This is a genomic window from Winogradskyella wichelsiae (assembly GCF_013403925.1).
GTDB lineage: Bacteria > Bacteroidota > Bacteroidia > Flavobacteriales > Flavobacteriaceae > Winogradskyella > Winogradskyella wichelsiae.
Window position 1 is genome coordinate 114,852 of record NZ_JABFDJ010000003.1, and the last position, 19,553, is coordinate 134,404.

18 protein-coding genes are annotated in these 19,553 nt (G+C 31.4%); 2 read left to right on the forward strand and 16 right to left on the reverse strand.

Annotation, left to right across the window (positions count from 1 at the left end; translation table 11 throughout):
• Nucleotides 1–76: 76 nt before the first annotated feature.
• Complete coding sequence (locus tag HM985_RS07775) at nucleotides 77–1,201, reverse strand: DUF4932 domain-containing protein (RefSeq protein ID WP_179375715.1); 1,125 nt, start codon at nucleotides 1,199–1,201, stop codon at nucleotides 77–79.
• A gap of 381 nt (nucleotides 1,202–1,582) precedes the next feature.
• Between HM985_RS07775 and HM985_RS07780 the strand changes: the two genes are divergently transcribed.
• Nucleotides 1,583–2,449, forward strand: coding sequence for an EamA family transporter (locus HM985_RS07780; RefSeq protein ID WP_179375716.1), 867 nt, complete (start codon nucleotides 1,583–1,585; stop codon nucleotides 2,447–2,449).
• Nucleotides 2,450–2,485: 36 nt separating this feature from the next.
• On the opposite strand, the gene HM985_RS07785 is transcribed toward HM985_RS07780, so the two are convergent.
• The 9 genes from HM985_RS07785 to HM985_RS07825 form a co-directional block, all read right to left on the reverse strand.
• Nucleotides 2,486–3,097, reverse strand: coding sequence for a peptide-methionine (S)-S-oxide reductase (locus tag HM985_RS07785; protein WP_246284976.1), 612 nt, complete (start codon nucleotides 3,095–3,097; stop codon nucleotides 2,486–2,488).
• Nucleotides 3,098–3,432: 335 nt separating this feature from the next.
• Nucleotides 3,433–4,197 (reverse strand): type I methionyl aminopeptidase, encoded by a 765-nt coding sequence (gene map, locus HM985_RS07790; protein ID WP_179375717.1) that lies wholly within the window; start codon nucleotides 4,195–4,197, stop codon nucleotides 3,433–3,435.
• A gap of 154 nt (nucleotides 4,198–4,351) precedes the next feature.
• The gene (locus HM985_RS07795; RefSeq protein WP_179375718.1) at nucleotides 4,352–4,798 is read right to left on the reverse strand and encodes a GNAT family N-acetyltransferase; all 447 of its coding nucleotides are present in this window, start codon (nucleotides 4,796–4,798) and stop codon (nucleotides 4,352–4,354) included.
• Nucleotides 4,799–4,837: 39 nt separating this feature from the next.
• Nucleotides 4,838–6,214, reverse strand: coding sequence for an McrC family protein (locus HM985_RS07800; protein ID WP_179375719.1), 1,377 nt, complete (start codon nucleotides 6,212–6,214; stop codon nucleotides 4,838–4,840).
• On the reverse strand, nucleotides 6,207–7,847 hold the full coding sequence (locus HM985_RS07805; protein ID WP_179375720.1) for an McrB family protein: 1,641 nt from the start codon (nucleotides 7,845–7,847) through the stop codon (nucleotides 6,207–6,209). Before HM985_RS07805 ends, HM985_RS07800 begins: the two co-directional genes overlap by 8 nt.
• 373 nt (nucleotides 7,848–8,220) lie before the next feature.
• Nucleotides 8,221–8,613, reverse strand: coding sequence for a hypothetical protein (locus tag HM985_RS07810; RefSeq protein WP_179375721.1), 393 nt, complete (start codon nucleotides 8,611–8,613; stop codon nucleotides 8,221–8,223).
• Between the two features lie 226 nt (nucleotides 8,614–8,839).
• A complete protein-coding gene (locus HM985_RS07815; RefSeq protein WP_179375722.1) occupies nucleotides 8,840–9,391 on the reverse strand; it encodes a DUF6705 family protein in 552 nt (183 codons plus the stop codon).
• 14 nt (nucleotides 9,392–9,405) lie between these two features.
• Complete coding sequence (locus HM985_RS07820) at nucleotides 9,406–10,347, reverse strand: hypothetical protein (protein ID WP_179375723.1); 942 nt, start codon at nucleotides 10,345–10,347, stop codon at nucleotides 9,406–9,408.
• Between the two features lie 95 nt (nucleotides 10,348–10,442).
• Complete coding sequence (locus HM985_RS07825; protein WP_179375724.1) at nucleotides 10,443–10,760, reverse strand: hypothetical protein; 318 nt, start codon at nucleotides 10,758–10,760, stop codon at nucleotides 10,443–10,445.
• Nucleotides 10,761–11,254: 494 nt separating this feature from the next.
• Here HM985_RS07825 and HM985_RS07830 point away from each other — a divergent pair, with 494 nt between their 5' ends.
• Nucleotides 11,255–11,512, forward strand: coding sequence for a helix-turn-helix domain-containing protein (locus HM985_RS07830; protein WP_179375725.1), 258 nt, complete (start codon nucleotides 11,255–11,257; stop codon nucleotides 11,510–11,512).
• A gap of 154 nt (nucleotides 11,513–11,666) precedes the next feature.
• On the opposite strand, the gene HM985_RS07835 is transcribed toward HM985_RS07830, so the two are convergent.
• The 6 genes from HM985_RS07835 to HM985_RS07860 form a co-directional block, all read right to left on the reverse strand.
• On the reverse strand, nucleotides 11,667–12,308 hold the full coding sequence (locus HM985_RS07835; protein ID WP_179375726.1) for a DUF6266 family protein: 642 nt from the start codon (nucleotides 12,306–12,308) through the stop codon (nucleotides 11,667–11,669).
• Between the two features lie 655 nt (nucleotides 12,309–12,963).
• On the reverse strand, nucleotides 12,964–15,264 hold the full coding sequence (locus HM985_RS07840; RefSeq protein ID WP_179375727.1) for an Lcl domain-containing protein: 2,301 nt from the start codon (nucleotides 15,262–15,264) through the stop codon (nucleotides 12,964–12,966).
• A 300-nt stretch (nucleotides 15,265–15,564) separates the two neighbouring features.
• Nucleotides 15,565–16,083, reverse strand: coding sequence for a hypothetical protein (locus tag HM985_RS07845; protein WP_179375728.1), 519 nt, complete (start codon nucleotides 16,081–16,083; stop codon nucleotides 15,565–15,567).
• 49 nt (nucleotides 16,084–16,132) lie between these two features.
• Nucleotides 16,133–16,930 (reverse strand): DUF4349 domain-containing protein, encoded by a 798-nt coding sequence (locus HM985_RS07850; protein WP_179375729.1) that lies wholly within the window; start codon nucleotides 16,928–16,930, stop codon nucleotides 16,133–16,135.
• A gap of 177 nt (nucleotides 16,931–17,107) precedes the next feature.
• On the reverse strand, nucleotides 17,108–17,926 hold the full coding sequence (locus HM985_RS07855; protein ID WP_179375730.1) for a hypothetical protein: 819 nt from the start codon (nucleotides 17,924–17,926) through the stop codon (nucleotides 17,108–17,110).
• Between the two features lie 418 nt (nucleotides 17,927–18,344).
• Nucleotides 18,345–19,382: a hypothetical protein gene (locus HM985_RS07860; RefSeq protein ID WP_179375731.1), complete on the reverse strand. Its 1,038-nt coding sequence runs from the start codon at nucleotides 19,380–19,382 to the stop codon at nucleotides 18,345–18,347.
• Between the last annotated feature and the right edge of the window lie 171 nt (nucleotides 19,383–19,553).

Below are 19,553 nucleotides of genomic sequence, written 5' to 3' on the forward strand. Positions count from 1 at the left end.
TTCAATAAGATTTCATTTACACTATTTAAAAACGATAATAGAACTAAGCCATTAATTTTACACGTGTTACCAGCTGTTATTGTTCAGAGCTCCATTTCAGTATCTCTGGATATAAATCAGAGATATGTGCCTTTTTGTTGGCTTTATAAATCTCTAAAAGCTTAATATTAAATGCTTTCGCTTTTGAAAAACCTCGATCAATCAATATTTCATTTATATTATCAACGACCTCTATTAGTATTTCTTGTTCATAATTATCATTAGCATATAAGATAAACAAACCCCAAGTTAAATATTCGTCAAACACTTTTATGGGAGTCGGATAATATTGTGTTCCCTTATTATTTACATCAACCCATTTTTCTCTTTGCTTAAAAATACTATCAATTCTTTCTGTAAATTTTTCGCTGACTTTACCAACGTAATTATGGTCAATTTCTGTAAAAATCACACGGGTGTTAATGGCTTTATTTAACTTTTGAGACAAATCATCATTATTCTTAATAGTTGGTAGAAAAAGTAGCGTTTCTTTAAAATTATTATCTTCAAAAGTTTGAGTAGCGTTCATTGAAGAAATCAGTGGTGAAGTCAGAACTCTAAAGCTATTTATTTTATAATCAAACCTATTCTGTAACCATTTTGTTTGAAGGTCAATTTGGGCATAGTTTTGATAATCTTGTTTTAAGGAACTGTAATAATCCGTATTTTGTTTATAAAATTTACGGTAATTCGACTTTTTAGCAAACTCTTCTAAATCTATTACTAATTCAGGTATCGGATTTAATGCCACTTCAAGATTTCCAACCCCCTTAGCAGGAAAATTATAAACTCCTGTAGGAACTATATTTTTGTCCTTAAACTCATATCCATAGGCATTTCCAGCCAACACAAAATAATAAAGTAAATTTTCTTTTAATAATTTATCAAATTTGCGCACTATTGGTAAGTTGGTATATTTTGAAAAATGTTTAATCATTTCATCATAATATTCCGTGTCGCTTTTTACCATTCTTGGATTTTCCTTTGCAAATTCTGTATTTGCAAAAATTATGTATATCAGCTCTTGAATTTCATTGATTTCAATAGAAACGTTTTTGTTATTTTCTTCTACGTATTCTTTATCGAAATGAACTTCATAATCTTGTGCGTAGGTTTTGAAAAAGCATACAACTATTAATACGATTAATATTTTAAATTTCATTTATGTTGTTTTTTTAATTGCTGTTAACGTTCTTGTGAATGTTTAGTGGCGTAGTTCAGGCAACTAATTTAAGAAACATTTACAAATTAGTGAAGAACCTAGCAATTAATTATACATGGTATTAGCAGCTACTCAGGATATTTATAAGGCTTAATTATTTTGAAAACAAAAAGGGTTACTAACCGCATTGTGTATCATTTTATTTATGTTTTACTTTGTTTATTATTTACATGTTATAAAGTGCCTTCGTTAAAGCATTTTATAAATTGTCATTAAAGTTTTGATTAAATTTTTTCATTTTATTTAATGATTTTAAAATTGTGATAAATAGGGGAGAAGTTTGTTATAAAAATCATCTTATTAATAATTAAGAATTTATTTATGCGGTATTTATTTGGCGTTACTATTATCTGGGCTTTTTCTTTTAGTTTAATTGGTGTTTATCTTTCAGGAAATGTCGACGCTTGGTTCTCTGTATTAATGCGCATAGGTATTGCTACAATACTATTTTTACCTTTTTTAAGGCTAAAAGACATCAAGAGGGAAACAATAGTCAAGCTTATTGGTATTGGCTCTATTCAATTAGGGTTAATGTATTGTTCTTATTTTCAGTCGTTTAATTTTCTTACTGTTCCAGAAGTGTTGCTTTTTAGTGTATTGACTCCAATTTATATTACTTTATTAAATGATATTTTAACCAAACGCTTTCATAGCGTACATCTTTTTACAGCGTTAATAGCAGTTTTAGGAGCTGCTTACATACAATACTCAAGTGTTAGTGAACATGTCGTTTTAGGTTTTTTAATCACGCAAGGCGCTAACCTTTGTTTTGCTATTGGACAAGTGGCTTATAAGTCTGTTTTAAAATCGACACCAGAATTACAAAACACTCCTAAATATACTATTTTTGGATTGTTCTTTATTGGTGCATTTTTAGTGGCTTTAATTGCTTTTTTTATTTTAGGATCTACCCAAAAATTACCAACAACCGCTTTGCAATGGGCAATTTTAATATATCTTGGTGCTGTGGCTTCTGGCTTAGGTTATTATTTTTGGAACAAAGGTGTTGTTAAAGTAAATACAGGCTCTTTAGCTATTATGAATAACGCATTAGTTCCGTTAGGTTTAATTGTAAACCTTGTTATATGGAATAAAGAGGCCGATCTTGTTAAAATTATAATTGGAGGAAGTCTTATTTTTTCCTCTCTTGCATTAAATGAATATATCACAAAACGAATTAAATATTAATTATAATCCTTTTTTGTTTAATCTCATTGAGATAGATTAAGAGTCGCTATTCTTATACTTATGTAAAACGTTTAAAGGAATATGACAATAACTATAGTCCTCGGGGTGTGAGGTTAATCTATCCTGATGTTTTGTATCGCTTGGAACAAAATTAGTTATCGGGAGAACCTCAATGGCTATTGTTTTAAACGTTTTATTTTTAGCGTTTAATGTCTCTTCTATTTGTTTTATGCAGTTTTTAACTTTTATCAAGTGATTTTGATTACTACTATAAATTCCTGTACGATATTTTTTTCCGATATCGTTGCCTTGTTGATTGATACTAAAAGGATCAATGATTTCTAATAAATAATATATTAATTCTTCAACCGAAACGCTATTGATGTCAAAGCTTGTTTTAACACATTCAGCATAACCATCATAGGGTGTTTTTGTAGAATTGGTAGTTCCGTTGGCTCTGCCAGCTTCGGTTTTAAGCACACCAGGTATATATTTAAAAAACTCTTGCACCCCCCAAAGACATCCACCCGCTATATATAGTGTTTCCTCTAACAGTTGTGGCTTAAGTAATAGTTCTTTTTTTGTCATTGTTATTTGCTGAAAAGCAGGGTTGTCCACCAAGTTATGAGTGGCAGATAAACTATCCATTTTTTTAGGGCTACTAAGTCAAATATAATATTTCCTTTTATTTTTGGATTGAAAACATCAATTTTTGTACGTATAACTTTGTAAATAGTCATGATAACTTTATAACGCTTACAATATTAATTATTTACCAGCAGAATTTCATGTCAAACATTTTTTTCAATTAAAGCTTCTTGTAATCCATATTACGTAGTAAGAACAAGTAAGTTTTAAGCTTAACATGCGTGGTTAAGCAACTAATTTAGCAAACTTTTACGACCCTGTAAAAATCCCGCAAGAATTTTCGCAAGTAGTGAAGAACAAACCAATTAATTATACACAGTGCTGTAGCCAGTTATTTAATTCCAAATTTCATTTGATTCTGTTAAAATGATAGGAAATTTATCAGTTACTAATATTGTTTGTTCGTGTTGAGTTACATATCCACCTTTATTACCGACTAAAGTCCAACCGTCATTCAATTCTACAGCAACAGTTGAATTTGTTGAAATAAAAGTTTCTATTGCTACTGTTGTGTTTTTTTTGAATCTTTCCCTATTACTTTTAACTCTGTAGTTTAAAATATTTTCAGGCTCTTCGTGTAAACTTCTACCGACGCCGTGACCAGCCAAGTTTTTAATAACTTTAAATCCTGACTTTTTTGCTTCAGTTTCTATTAAATATCCAATGTCAGAAATTTTCACTCCGCCTTTTATAGTGTTTATAGCTTTAAGTAATATATTTTTAGAAGCATCGACAAGAGGTTGATGATTATGAATGTCTTTTCCAAGAACAAAAGAGCCACCATTGTCAGACCAAAATCCGTTAAGTTCTGCAGAAACATCAATATTAATTAAATCTCCTTCTTTCAATATTTTTTTATTTGATGGTATTCCGTGTGCTGCTTCTTTATTTATACTTATACAAGAATAACCAGGAAATCCATAAGTTTCATACGGTGCAGATTTAGCACCATAACTTTTTAAAATTTCACCTCCATATTCATCCAGTTCTTTAGTCGACATTCCAATTTTAGCATATTCCCTCATTAATTTTAGTGTAGTCCCAACAACTTCACTAATTTTTTTCATTCCGATTAATTCAGATTCCTTTGTTATTGACATTTCTTTTTTTTTAATTGGCTACAACGTTTTTGTCTATGGGTAGTTGAGTGTTTAAGCACTAAAGTTAGCAAATAAAAACCAAATAGAAAGTCCGTGATATTTTAGTAAGCAAATTAAAACCAATCAATTACACACAGTGTTCTGCATTCGCGTTTTATAGTCGTTTTTTAAAGCATTTGCTATTTTTAATCTCAATATATTGACCATAATTGGGGATTAATAGATATCCATTTTTTAGATAAAGTCCTATAGCTTCAGGTTGCTTAATTCCAGTTTCTAATATACATTTATCACAGTATAATTCAGTAGTCCAATTTTCCAATTCAGATAAAATTCTGGATGCAATTCCTTTTCCTCTATGATTAAATGAAGTATACATTCTTTTGATTTCCATAGTGTTTTTGTCAAACGCTTTTATAGCACCACAGCCTATAGCTTTCTCTTTTTGATAAGCAATTACAACATATTTAATGTCGTCAATCTTATTATACTTAGCAAAGAAAGTATGTTCATTTCCATCTCTCTCAGCCAAATCAAAATCTAATAACTTTACAAGGTTGATAAAGTCTTTGTTTTCAGAATTTGTTCTTATTAATTTCATTTTTTTAGTGATGTACAACGAGTTTGTGTATGGCGCGTTTTAATGCGCTATATACATTGTTGGCACCAGTATTTTTTCAATTTTATTTATTAAATCTAGTCTTGTTGATTCAAACAGTTCGCTCAAATCAGTATTTGTAACTAAATCCATTTCGAGTAATGCTCTATTAATTATCGGTAACTGAAATGCTCTGATAGATATCTCTTTACCATCTGCTAAAGCATCTTTAATTGTCAATTCTGTTTCTTCTTCCTGACCTTGCTTAATTGTGTTAGGATAGAATAAGATAATTTCATCCACCTCAAACCTTACGGCATAAGCAAGCATTTGATATAGGTCGTTCTGAGATATTCCTTTCTTAGGGTCTTTCTCATCAGAATAAACAATCTTATATTTTGTATCTGCAATCAGAGATTTATCAATTGTTTTTAGCCATAAATCTGGTTTTAGATTAAAGGCTTTACCTTCATCTAAATAAGTGTCACTTCTTTGAGATTTGGCTGTTACAACCTCTAATTCTTTGTCAATGAAACCAAAAATAAAGTCTTCAAAAACATATTCCATTGGTAGCAGAAAAGCGAAGAGTTTTAAGTCATTTTTGTAGTCAAACGAAATACAGTTGTTAAGGAATAATTGGCAATAATCACGGACAGTTTCAAACTCACCAAACATTGGATTGAATGAGATTCTAGAACATTGTTCAGCAGTTGCCCTTTCATCTGATACTTCATCCAATATGAAGAGGATTTCTCTTAAGTTCTTTTTGTTATCCTGACTTGAGGTAACATTAAATAGGAGAGTGACAACATACTTTATTATGCGATTGAATTCATTATCGAAAACGAAAGCATCATAAGTACAATTGAGTTTGTGCCATTTGCCTTTGCTTAAGTTTTCATTTATGTATTCGCTAGTGTTCAGTCTTCCTTTTATAAAGGATAATTCACGATTAACTTCTTCGTACTGTTGGTAGATGGATGAGTTTAAAAGTTCTCGAGTATATTTTGAGAATAGGTAAATTAAAACTTCAAAAAAGTCACTTTTTGCACTACCTAATGAAGCTTGATAGTTTGGGAATTTAATTTTTCGGCAATAGCTTAGCCACCAAAGAATATGATTTTGAATCTGATTTACTTCATTGGTTGAATAGTCTTTTTCAGAGTCGTAAAATATCTTTGGCAAAAGGTTTATTTTACTTCCTTCATAGTGAATTACGCCAACATATTTATTGGATTTTAACTCGTTAGACTTATGTATAAATTGAAGGAATCTTTGTGATTCTATTTTATCGTTGCCATTTTCTGAATAGAAAGAATTCTTTTCACGGCTATTCCATATTTCATCAAGAAATCCTTCCAAGCCATCAAATGAAGCTTGAATATCTACCTTATTTTGATATTCAAATAGATTAATCATTAGTGCGAGTTATTCTTAGTGGCCAAGAATTTTCTTCAATAATAAGACCTGCGGAATTCAGAATTCCTTTAACTTCTTTTTCGTCATTCATGTAATACTCAAGGAGCAATGGAATAACTTTCTTATTCATCCTTTGAATAAGGTCTTTATTATCCCCCATAAAATAAGCGTGTCCAATTTGGAAGTCATGTCCTTTTGACTTAATTATTTGTTTGTTGATTTTTTCAAGAATTTCAACATCATAGATTTCTTGATTCTCTATTTCGTATTTCGGATACATTGACTCAAACTCAAATCTTCTTCTTAGAGCGATATCTAATAGTGCAATTGATTTGTCAGCGGTGTTCATTGTGCCAATGATGAACAAGTTAGAAGGAACAATAAATAGATCGCCAGAAGGTAGGCGAGCTTCCAATGGAATTGCACCATGTGAACGCTTGTCAGGTTCAATAAGCGTTATAAGTTCTCCAAAAACTCTTGAAATATTGGCTCTGTTTATTTCGTCAATGATTATCACATAGTTTTTCTTATCAGTTTTTAGAGTTTTATTTATGCTCTTTGGCATTAAGGATTTCACCAATTCAAAGGCTTTGATAAAATAAGTAGCATGTTGTTTAGCGAGTCTAGAAATGTTTTCGAGGTTTTTAATTTCCCTTCTTTCTTTTACTCCTTCTTCAAAGAATCTCACTAAATCAGAATATTTCATTCTAAAATCATTAAAACCTTTGTCATTTAGAGTCCAGCTATCACCTGAATAGCGAAAAGCATCATCTTCAACGGCTGTGAAGTATGCTGTCTCATTTATTTTTATTGGTTCATCTGATTCGAGAATTTTATCCTTTAATATTTCTAATGCTTCTGAAAACGCATTAACCTGACTAAGTTCCTCAGGATCTTTTTCACTTTCTTTGATATTCGATAATGCTCTATCGGCAATAATCTTAAAGACTCCGTTAGACTTTTTGAATTTTAATTGTTCATTTTCTTCTTTCGTTTCTGGCCTTAAACCTTGAATGAAGTCTTCATAACTGTAGTTCTGATGAAAAGTGATAAATTCAATTCTGCTATGAAGGTTTGTTTTAAATATATCAAGTGCCTCATCATATGAGTCGATTGCGCGATTCTCAATTATTTGTGCAGCTCTTAATATTGTATTGTATGTTTTTCCTGTACCTGGAGGGCCGTAGAGAATTGTATTTAAAGGATAGTTAATTGCACTATTATTGCCCTTAGGTTTTTTTGATTTAGACTCATATATATCTGTTTGCTCTATACGTTCAGAGTTAACTTGATTTTTATTTTTCGAAATCTTTTTAATTAGTTCATCGAGAGATACTTTTTCAAGCTGCGAGTAAGATATTTTTTTACTTACTTGTAATTGACGGTATGCTGCTTCATCACCGTCATTAATTTTCCTATATATATCAATACCTTTATCTTTACTCTCACTCCCCCAATCAAAAGCTGTTCGATATAGTTGTTGGGTTATTGTTCCTCTCTGTGAATTTCGCAAATCTTGGAGCTCTTGTTCAATATTATTGAAAACAGAAGTGCTAGTATCTTTTTCTACCTGGAGTTTAAGCAACAAATAAAGTGGTTGCAGATTAAATTGTTTATTAATATTTTCTATCATTTGTAATCAATTTTTAATGGATGCATGTAAGGCAGATCAGCAATGTGTCCTTGATAATTATATATATTAAATTCATTAACACAATAGATTAATTCTTTTATTAGATAATAGATATTTTTCAATTACAGCATTAATTTTTTCAGGATATCTTGTCTTCAAAAAATCGAAGTGAGAGAATTCTTTCTTATTATTGGTTTTTTGTTTTTAATATTCTTATTGGTGCCAACGCGTTTGTGTATGGTTAGTTGCGTGGTTTAGCGACTAAGTTAGCAAACATTTACGAACCCGTGAATATTCCGCAGGAATATTCGCAAGTAGGCTAGAACCAAGCAATTAATTATACACGGTGTTTACGCAGTTTTTGTTTCATTCATTAGTAAGTTGGTATATGTTTCCAAACTTCTGCTTGAATGTTTTTTATTTCATTCCATTTAGGAATTTCTTTTTTCACGATAGAATCCAATCTTTCGCTTTTATAAAATTCCATACAATGACTGAAAATTCTTTTTCCAACTAAATGTTCAGGAACTCTTTCAACTGATTGAATTGAGTCCTGCTTTATTTTAGCAACTTCTTTTCGTATTATTTGTTTCAGAGTTGGGTCAAAAATTGCGATTCCAATTCCGTTATAATACGATTTGTCATTTTTCAAAATATAGTTTTTGATTTCTTCATTTTCGTAACCCTCCAATAAACATAAGCATAACGCTCTTTCCTTAAATTCAGATTCCCAATTATCAAATCCCCAAGATTTTCGTTGTTCCATTAATTCAGAATTCGGTTGATTACAACCCGAAATCAATAAAATAAAAATTAAAATTTTGTATATTCTCATTGTCGTTTTTAAATTGCGTAGAACGTCTCCGTATATGAGAAGTAGCAGATAAAAATGCTATTTCTTTTCAGATTATAAAAAAAGATAGCAGAAAGAGCCAAACTACTGGTTTAGTTCTTAACTGCTATTTCTTATATACATTGTTGTGGTTAGTTTTTTATTGTTCTTTAGTCAAAATAACATTTGTTGGAATTGAAAAACCTTTATTTTGTTTTGCTCCATCGGATTTAACTAGTCTTATTCCTTCTCTGTCTTGCAAAGTCCATTTTACAGTTCCATCTTCTAATAATTCAAAAATCACATGACCTATTTTTTTATATTCAACATCATTAATATTAAAGCTAATTTTATTACCGAATAATTTATATGGGTCGCTAGAATAAAAAAGACTTTTATCTATATCTATGAATTCACAATTTGAATTTATGTCAGAATAACAGTAAAGACCTTTGAGGATACTCACATAATTACCAGAACTTTTAACAAGTGTTTTGGTATTCACAATCTTAATTTTAAATGTTTTATTGCTATCGTTATAAACCCAAATACCTTCAAATTTTCCTGATGTTGAATCTGGTACTTTATAATGTTTATTGCTTTCTATGTTTTCTGTATTTTCTTTTGCCTCTTTTTTAAGAATTACTATTTCTTGAGCTTCTATTTTTAAAAAGCTAAAAATTACTATAAGTATAAAAATTATATTTTTCATGTTTTTATTATTTATTAGTTACAATCTCCATTAATTATGCCATTTGTTCTACTTGAGCTTAATTTTTTCCAATCATCGAAATTTGAAGTAGCTTTAGTTAAAATTAATCCAGAATTTCCTAAAGCTTTCAACATAGCAATTTCACGAGCGGTAATGAAATCATATCCGCTGCTGACTGCATCAAAAAAATCTATAGTGTACGTGTTAGAAAAATTCACAAAATTTGCTTGATTATTAAAATTTGCAATTCCAAAATTATTAAAGGCGGCAATATCATCAATTACTATGGTATATGAAGTTCCTTGATTAGTTACTACACTAAAAGTAAATGTACTTGAATTCTGCATTAGGTTGTTATCGTACAATTGATAAAGAGCTCTTATATCGTCAGGTGAAAACATTGAATCTCCCTCAGTATTGTGAGAATGCATAAAACCTGAAATTGGTGATGATGGATTTATATCAATATATGGTTGATTTGCATTACCGTTTATAGGTGTAAATGAATTTTCTCCGTTTAGGCCAATATAATAGCCTTTTTCATAATTTAAACCTGTGCTGTTTTTTAAATCAGTCATTTTGTTTTTAAAATCAGTATTAGTTCCAAGACTGTTAATCTTATCACAAGGGTCACTAGTTGAAGGTGATGTTCCACTACTACCTGAACTTCCTCCTCCTCCAGAACCCCAAGAATTTCCACCACCATCAAAGTCAAATATATTATGTAAGACAACATAATTAATTGGTGATGCGCTATTACCTCCACCAGCAATTATAACGACTTCGTCTAAAGCATCACAATAACTACATACAGAAAATGGACAATCTGGACAATCTGGATTAGAATTTGTTGTTACCGTTAATTCGCCATTTCTATTTTGGTAGTTGTTTTCAAAATATTCTGAGGTTAAAATACCATTAACAACCTTATAACCATTTAAAAAATTACCATCCAAATCCGTAATTAATATATCTCCATTAAAAATGTCAGTTGTGGAATTTTCATCAGCAATCTTACTAAATACAACACTTTGTATTTCATTATTAATTTCTAATACAGGATTCTACTATAATGGTGGTCGTAAATAGTCGTAGCAGGAAGAATTGTTAAGAGTTCATTGCTGTCTGTGATTTCTTCTTGTACAATATCATCAGATACAGAAATTAAGTAACTTTCATTGGAATTTCTGTTTGCTAAATTCTGACTGTTGAGATTCAGAAAACTAATAGCATCATTTACTTGAACAGTTTTAAAGTTACTTTCTAATTCTTGTTTCTGTTCGCCTTTTTCACAGGTGAAGAATAGAATAGGAATACCTAATAGTAGGATTCCAATTTTCAAATAGTTTTTCAGTCGTTTGTTTTTCATTCCGTTGATTGTTTAAAGTTAGTGATTCAAATTTATAATAGGTCAATTTCTTTTCAAACCTTTAATGAGTTAACCATACTTTTCGATTAGTTAACTGTCTTTTGGTTTGGGTCAAAATTAACCACAACTAGTTATATCAATCACTAAACAACATATAATCCCTTAAAAAAAAGGGATAACAACACGTTTAGAGGCAAATAATAAGCATGTTGTCTATCGTTTTTAGACCGTAGACCAATGTAGCTCTTTTTTATAAATTACCAAAAGGATTTTAATAATTAGTGTTTAATCGCAAAAGCCTGAGTATCTTAAAAACTAGGATTACCTCTTGTAAAACAAAAAGTGAATACAGCTTAACAAGCCTTTAAAATTTACCATAACACAAAGCTTTTATTTAAAACTATTTTAAGTCCGTTTATACCGTTTTAAAAAAAATCTATTATATTAGACTTCTAAACAACTATATATTAGACATATATGTAAAACAAGCGATCATGAAAAAAGAAGACAACAACAAGCCCGTGGTACAAGGAATCCATTTAGAATTTGATACTCATTCATTAGAAAATGAAATCTGGCTTACAATCAATGAAACCATGCAGCATTTAAACGTAAGTCGCAGTACCATCTACAGGCAACGAAAAGCAAATCGTATTCCTAGTTTTAAATTAGGTAACACGCCAATGTTTCCTAAACACTTATTAAATAAAATATTGTTGCAACGCGCTATTCGTAATGTAAAAGAGTTTTAACAGCGCAGCTTTCTTATTTATACTTTCCGTTTTCAATAGTTTTTCCCCTACAAAACACAAAAAAAGCATATTAACGTATAACTTATAATATGTTATACGCTAACATGCCCTTATTAGTCCTTTTACAGATTTCATTTTTTACAGTGTTTTGCTTTTACAATACTGTAACAGCCCCCATATAGGTACTAATAGCTGCAAAATTGGTTTCGGGTTTACTAAAAGACACCCAAACTTCCACCTCAAACCCCGCCATAAAGTCGGGCAAATTTACCGTTGCCGTTGTGGCATCTCGGGTAGCAACCTCTAAATTGGTGTAAAACAAGTTAAGATCTGGTGCATAAACCACTACCATTAACGCATCTGTAGCGGTGGCTTTGCCCTGCCCGCTATTGTCTTGCCAACCAAAATCTAAGGTTTGCCCAGCGCCTGTGGCTATAGTGCCCGCATCTACACCTCTTAAGTCACCTTTACTGATCAGTACCTTAGCATAGTCCATCACCATGCCTTGTGCCGTGTTTACCACGGCGTCTTTTAAATGGTAAGAGGTGGCTAAATTAATCCGCGACTTATCGCCTTGTGGACTCCCAAAATAGAGGTCTAAAACCCCCGAAATGGGACTTAAAAAACGAATGACGGTTTTAAACTTCTGTCGCTGTTCTTCTTGTCGTTCTGTAGGCGTATAATCACCACGCTGTGGTAAACTACGCATTACATTTTTTCCGCGCCATCGTGCGCCTACTACGTTACCTACTTTGCCAGAAAATCCGCCAAGTATGCCTTTTTCAAATGTGGCCATAATTTTAAATTTTAATGATTATTAGGTTACGAACTTAAAACCTAAAACACTAAAAAACAACCCCTTGACATGAGCTGACACTTATAGATGCCTTCTGATACTAATTAATTCAAAGTGAACGCTTTTGACTCCTAGTGACACTCCCTAACACACCCTAACACATTCTGAAACATCCTGACACATGGTGACACAAAAGTGGATTTTTTAGAGGGTTTTGTTCGGGTATTGTTCGGGAATCCTTCGAGGAAGCTAGGGCTGTATTTTTTTTAAATAGCAGTTTTTAGGAGAAAACAGGGCGATCATAGGCCTAGGTATAATAAAAGGCTTATGCGCAGTGCATGGCTGTACCACTTTTTTAATTTTTCCTTACAACCGCCCGCGCACAGGTTCATCGCTTTCTACCAATACATCATTGGCATAATAATTTAATAATTGAACCCATAAACCAATGCCTTCTTTACACTTATTAAACATTTAAGTGGGGGCTTTTTTTCTAAAATTTAGGCGTCACCCATGGATAGATAAAACGTGGATACACCCCTAAAAACAGTCTTTTTAGTTTTATAACAGCTCGATTAGTAAAATTACAATTAGCCTTTTAACGTTCATGCACACTTCAACAGCTGATTATAAAAAAATAAAATTTAGAGGTTTATCAATTTCTTCTAGTGAATTCATCTTCTGTAATATAACCGTCTTTGTTTTGATCGCGTCTATCAAAGTTTTGTTTCAATTTACCTTTTACTTCAGATTTTGATAGTTTTCCATCCGTATTGCTATCCATATTGGTTAACATTTTTTGGAAAGAAGGGGCGGAGTTTTGCAAACGCTGAGGCTTATTTTTTTGTTCGTTTTGCTGTGCCTGTTCGGTTTTTTTAACAGATTGTGGTGTGGTCTCAGTTGGGGTTATGTTGTGGATATCTCTAACACATCTTACATAATTATAAACATATCTCACATCTCCTTGTGGTCCAAAATATTGAGGGTAATCTTGTTTATTTCCGCTTTTTGGGTCGCTTCTTTGAGCACCAGCACCATGAACATCCATCAGTCTGCCTTTCATTTGGCCTTGCGCTTCTCCAAAAGCAATATAAACAGCACTTGCATAAGGGTTTTGTCCATCTAAATGTGTTGTGCCAGTCCAGTAAAATGGATAGTGTACAAGATTTTCATTTGAGGCTTTAATTTGAGTCGATTGAAAAACCGGATCAATGGCAGGGGAATCGGTGGTTTGTGGAGACCGTGTATAATCTACAATACTTTGCAGTTCTTTAGCATTAGGCAAACGCCAATCAGAATGTGCTGCGAGTTCAATGTTTTCGGAGTAGGCTAGGGCATCTTTCCAGTCTTTACCAATACCGTCATCTGCTTTTTGCCACATTAACCCAGTGGCATAATCGCTTACCGTACCATCGCCATGATCTATAAAATTATTCTTACCATAAGCTGTATTTCCACGTACTAAACGAAAATACATTTTGTTTTCTGTACCTAATTTGGGTTGGTATTTAGGATACCCTTTTATGCGGCCATCAACAAAATTAACCCCAAATAAGGTTTCATCACTGCGCATGGTTTTTCCAACATAGGCTGTAGAAGACCAAGTTTGTGCATCAATTTGGCGCTCTCCATTTTTAAGATCTCCTAAAGGTTGATTAAAATAATCGGTAGCGATAAACAGATCAATGGCGGTAGCGCCTTTTACTTTTCCGGTAAACTGTATCAGGGAATAAAGTTCTTTAATTGTAGGGACTCGCCAGTCATTATACTCCCCCAATTTAGTGTTTTCTGCTTTTTTAAGGGCTTCTTCTAGCGTCATTTTAGTTCCCATATCTTGTTCCCACATTAAGCCCGTAACATTATCGGTTACCGTACCGTCGTTATTGTTGGTGTACGAGGGCTGATGGCCATTGTAGTTAGCATCTTGCCCGTAAAAAGAATCTCCTACAGAGGGCTTAGAAATTTTTGCGGTATCCGAATAATAATCATGTACACCTGTATCAACAATAGGATAGCTGTATTTTAATGTTATGTTCTGTTCGGTAATACTATTTTCTTTAAGCGGTAAAGTCATTAAGTCTTTTCCATATATAATTGTGCCCAAATAGTTTTTGCGTATTTCAGCAGAAGTCGCCACTTCATCAATACTTACAGAATTGAAATGTGTAAGCACTAAATTTTTAGCATGAGCGTCTTTAGCCATTTGAGAACTTTCTGCTAAATTAACGTGCGCTTTTTCGCTAGTTGTAGTACGCTTTTTAGTGTTTTTACTTTTTGTTGTATTTCTTTTCTTGCCTAATGCAATAGCACCACCAGCGTCCATTATTAAATAATCGGCATGCTGAGCCAAAATAGGCAAGGATTCTGAGTAACTTAAGTCGCCAGAAATTACAATAGATTCATTTCCGGCATCAAAACGATAAGCAAACGTTTCAATTGTATGATTTACTGGGGTGTAGGTGATTTTTATATCTCCAATATAAAAGGGAGCGTTATCTGTTAAGTTTTTAGCGGTAAAGTTAGATTTTACATCGCTTAAACGTCTTCCAGATTTTGAGAGTCGGTACGTTATATCTTCTTCATAAATAGAAAGGATATTAGCCACCATTGTTGTTGTAGGTTTTGGCCCAGCAACAATAATATGGTTTCCACCAAGTAGGGACTGAATAAAAATAGGGGTAAACTCCTCATTATGGTCTAAATGATGATGCGTAAAAAGGAAACCATCAATGCTTTTAATTTTAGTATTGTTTTTGTTTAAATTGGCTTGGGTACCATTCCCCATATCGACCAAAATATGAGTGTTTTTGTAAGCAATTAAGACAGAAGGTCCCGAACGTTCCGTACTAAATTTAGGTGAGCCAGAGCCGATTATTGTTGCCGATAAGTGCTGGTTATTTTCTTGAGCACAAAGGGTTGCCCCAAAACAAATTATGAATAAAAAGTATTTTATCATTTTAAATATTTTGCTTGTTAGACTCCAATGGTTCTAAAGGGTTTAATTTGAAGTGGGAAATAAATCTATGATCGGGTTATAATGAATGGTGAGGTTGAGCACTTCATGCCGTAAATTAAAAGCTACTCCACAGAAGCCCAATGAACTCAAAAATAAAACACACCAAATTTTATGGCAGTCGCAGAAGGCTAGCCATAAATGAGGTGCGTTGCTATAAGCCGTTCGTTTTTGTTATTTAATAGGTTGTACTAAGTATACCCTAACGAAAGGTGAATGCGCTTTTAGTTTGTTTTTTTTGAATTAACAATCGTTCTTATGGTACAAGAGATCATCAAAAAGAATTTCGTCTAGTTTCTCAATAGAGGATTTGTCTGCCGGTACTGTCTCTAATTCTATTTTGAATTGTTTTTTGGCATTAGGGCTTATCCATGTTCCATTAAAATGACTTCCATTTTCTTCTAAAAATAAAACACCCGTAAAATAATCTTCAACCAGACAGTATTTCTTTTTTAGTGCATCTGTTGTAACACTGAGTAATAGCCATTTGTCTTGATCATCATATTTATACATGGCACTTAAAATTGATAAATTTCCTCCACAGGGATGTTCTTGTTCGTTTAAATACAAGCTAATATTAACAGTTTCGTTTAACGTGCCTCTGTATAGCGTGGTTCTTATAAACTGAGAAGTAGCACTAGTTTTATTAAAATCTAATTGCGGGTGTTCTGTTGTTACCATAACTTCTGAAGTTTCTATAGAAGTGTCTTTATTTTTAAAGCCTAAAGATAGGATGACACATACGATAAGTAATTTTTTCATTGCGTTGATTTTTTTGTTTGTTTTAAGGTTTCTATATCGTGTTGCACAACTATTTAATCTTTTTTCTTTTTTTTCTCCACACTTTAATTAAAAGTACTGTTCCGATAATTATTAAGATAAATGGCCAAATATTCACTAAAAACACAAAGAACAAGATAAGATTCTCCCAACCATTTTTAAATCCGTCTTTAAACTTTTTACCAAATTCAGTATGTTCAGCTCTCGTTTCATAAATTCTAACACCGAGTGTTGAAAATGACACTTGATTATTAAGAAATTTTAATCGCCCCTCAATCACCTCAATGTCCGAACGTAAATCTCCAATCTGTTTTTCAACCTCAAGAATTTCAACTACTGTATTTGCTTTTTTTATAATTTCTAAATATCTATTCTCAAGCTCTTTTTTTGTTTTTAATCGTGCTTCGATATCTAAAAATTCGGCAGTAACATCTTTAGTTTTAATTTCTTTTCTGTCAAATTTAGAAACGTCACTTGTAATTGTATTTAATAAGTTATCAAAATTTTCGGTGGGAACTCTTATAATTAAGGTGCTACTAATTTCGTATGCGTTTTTATATTCATTATCAGATGAGGCATATCCTTTAAATTTTTTAATTGCCTGAAAAATAGCTTTTCGGGTTTCTATAATATTTTCAGATTCAAATTCAAGCGTTCCATTTTTAATCAGTTTTCGTTGTGTTTCATTATTTTCTTCAAGAATGGGCTGTTCTGCAACATCCATCCTTATGTCTTCTAAATTCATTGCTTTAGAATCTTGTTCATAATTATCACATCCTACAATTAATATAAATAAGATAATTCCGATAGTATTTATTAATTTCTTCATATTATTTTTAATTGTGAGTAACAAGTTTGTATACGGTAAGTTATGAGGTTTAAACACCTAATTTAGTAAATAAAAACTAAATAAACCCGAGCATTTAAACACATAAAGTAAAACCCGAAAGGTTTTTAAGAAGTCGGCCAGAACACCCATAAACAAAGAGGATATTGGCAGCAGTTTTTAGTTGTTGTAAAACTCTTTTAAGCTAATATTTTTATCCTTAGTTAATTTTTTTAATTCACTTAAAATATAATATCTATGCATAAATCCGCAGAGTACAACAATTTTTTTACCTGGATGCTGTTCTGAAATCCGCATGATATTTTTAGCCATGGTTTGATTTCTTAAATCCCAAAAATTACCAGCCAACTGATATCCATCTCTGTAACTTATTTTTTCACCATTTGGTTTGGTATGATAACGTGTTGCAAATTCATTTCTTCTATTGGTTATTTTTGAAAGCATGGTATACTGATAATATTGTCTTTCTGCGCAAATACTATCTGTTGATGGCTTGTTGAAGTTTTCAGGGGATTTAGAAGCTAAGACTATTAATGGTTCTAAGAGTGCTTTATATTTAAGATGAATTTTAGCTTCTTCTTCTGTTAATAAATCAGCCCTATTTAAGCTATCAATGAGCTTTGTTGTTAACCCGTCAGTAGGTCGTGAACCACTATTTATCCTGTATTCATTTCTGCCTTCAAATTCATAAGGTCTCAATTGCGTTGTTGGGTATTTTTCAATATATTTTTCAGATGCTATACGTTCATTACTGTTTGAAACATTTTTATGTCTAAAATTTGAAGTAAAAAAAGAAGAATCGAGTTCTTCTAATATAAAATCGGGTTGTATATCTTCTAATATATTGAAGAGAATCTCTGGGTTAAAATTAGATTCTGGCCGATGAAGTGTTCCGATTACAATTATTTCTGTTGATTTTTCTGTTTTACAAGCTATAATTGTTACTAAAATCAGTGCTATTAGTATTGTTTTATTCATTTCTTAATGATTGCCAACGTTGTTTGTATAATTAACCTTTTAGTTGAAGCATATGATATGGTTTAAATGTATGTTTCATGCAACTAATTTAGCAAATTACACATTGAAAAGAAAGATCTGCTAAGATTCTAGTATTTAGAAGAGCAATAGGTAATAAAAAAAGTAAAATTAAATACGACTAAGATTTGATCTTAGACTACGTATAACCGTAGTGTTGCGTTAAATATTTAGCTAAAAAAAATTGAATAGATCTGAGGACAGTAAACTGACAAATCAAAATCTATTCAATTTTTGTAATTAGGCTAGACATAACAACGAGCCTAATGGTATGTTAGGAAACCTTATTTTTTGATAAATTTTGAGGTGCTTCCCATTTTTGTCTTAATTAGATAGATCCCATTTTCGAGACTATTGATATTTATTTTTTTATTTGATCAATTATTTCTTTCCTTTTTTCTGCTATTTCTAAATTGTATTTCCATTTTGGATTATAATCAATACGTTCTCTCATTTTAGCATATTCAATGGCTTTATCATAATCACCAAGTGCATAATGAACACCAGAAATGTTACTTAAAAGACTCCAGTAAATTTTCTTTTGTTTTTTATCGGTTGTATCTTTTATTTTTTCGAGTTCGCTTTCAAAAATAGTTAAGCTTTCTTTTGCTATTTTTTCTAAATTGTCAAGGTAAGTATCATTAAATTCCAATTTATTCATTGCAATTAATTTTTCAACTTGGTCATTGTTCTGAATCCCATATTTATCTTCCTTTTTTATAAGAAAAAGATTTATTCTTTTGGACTCATAATAATTAGAAAATGATGATTTTAGAGATTTACTTATGCTTGAAATGACATTATCTGAAATGTTTAAATTTTTATTAGATCGATATTCAATAACGTTAGCATTATATTGTTTTTTTATCTGAGATAATGCAATATCACTTGATTTTATTGTCGCATTATTATAAACACCAGCACTTTCACTATGGTTATTTAATTTATAAACTTTATCATATAAAATAGTATCGTTTATATCTTTTACAACCAATTTAATTGATGATGAAACATTAACATTACCAGTGTATACTTTTCCTCTATCACTGCCATAGCCTTGTGTTTTTTCTTCTACACTCAAAATGTGTTTTACACCTAGATCCGTAAATTCAATAATAAAATCAGGAGTTTCTGACAAAGCGAACCCCGGCATGTCTACTAAACGATTAACAGATTTAGTAATATCAGGATTCTTAAAAGAGGTTGATTTTTGTTCTTTGTTTATGAGTAATATAACATTATCCGTATTTGGATTTACTTTTATTTGATAGGTTTTAAATTCAGAAGGGAGTTGAATTTCTGGATAATGATATTCTTGAATATACCAACCTGCATTTTTAGCGTTTTGTGCAGATAAATTAAGACTAATTAATAAAAGTAATAAAACAATTTTGTTCATTTTTCTTAGTGAATGTTTGCTAATGTATGAGTTTATAATTTGGCAGCTAAAGTAGTAAACATTTACGATATACAAAATCTGATAGGATTTTTATAAGCAGATTATAATGAAGAACAAATTACAATGAAGAATAAATTATATACGGTATTAAATCGTTATTTTAAACGCAAT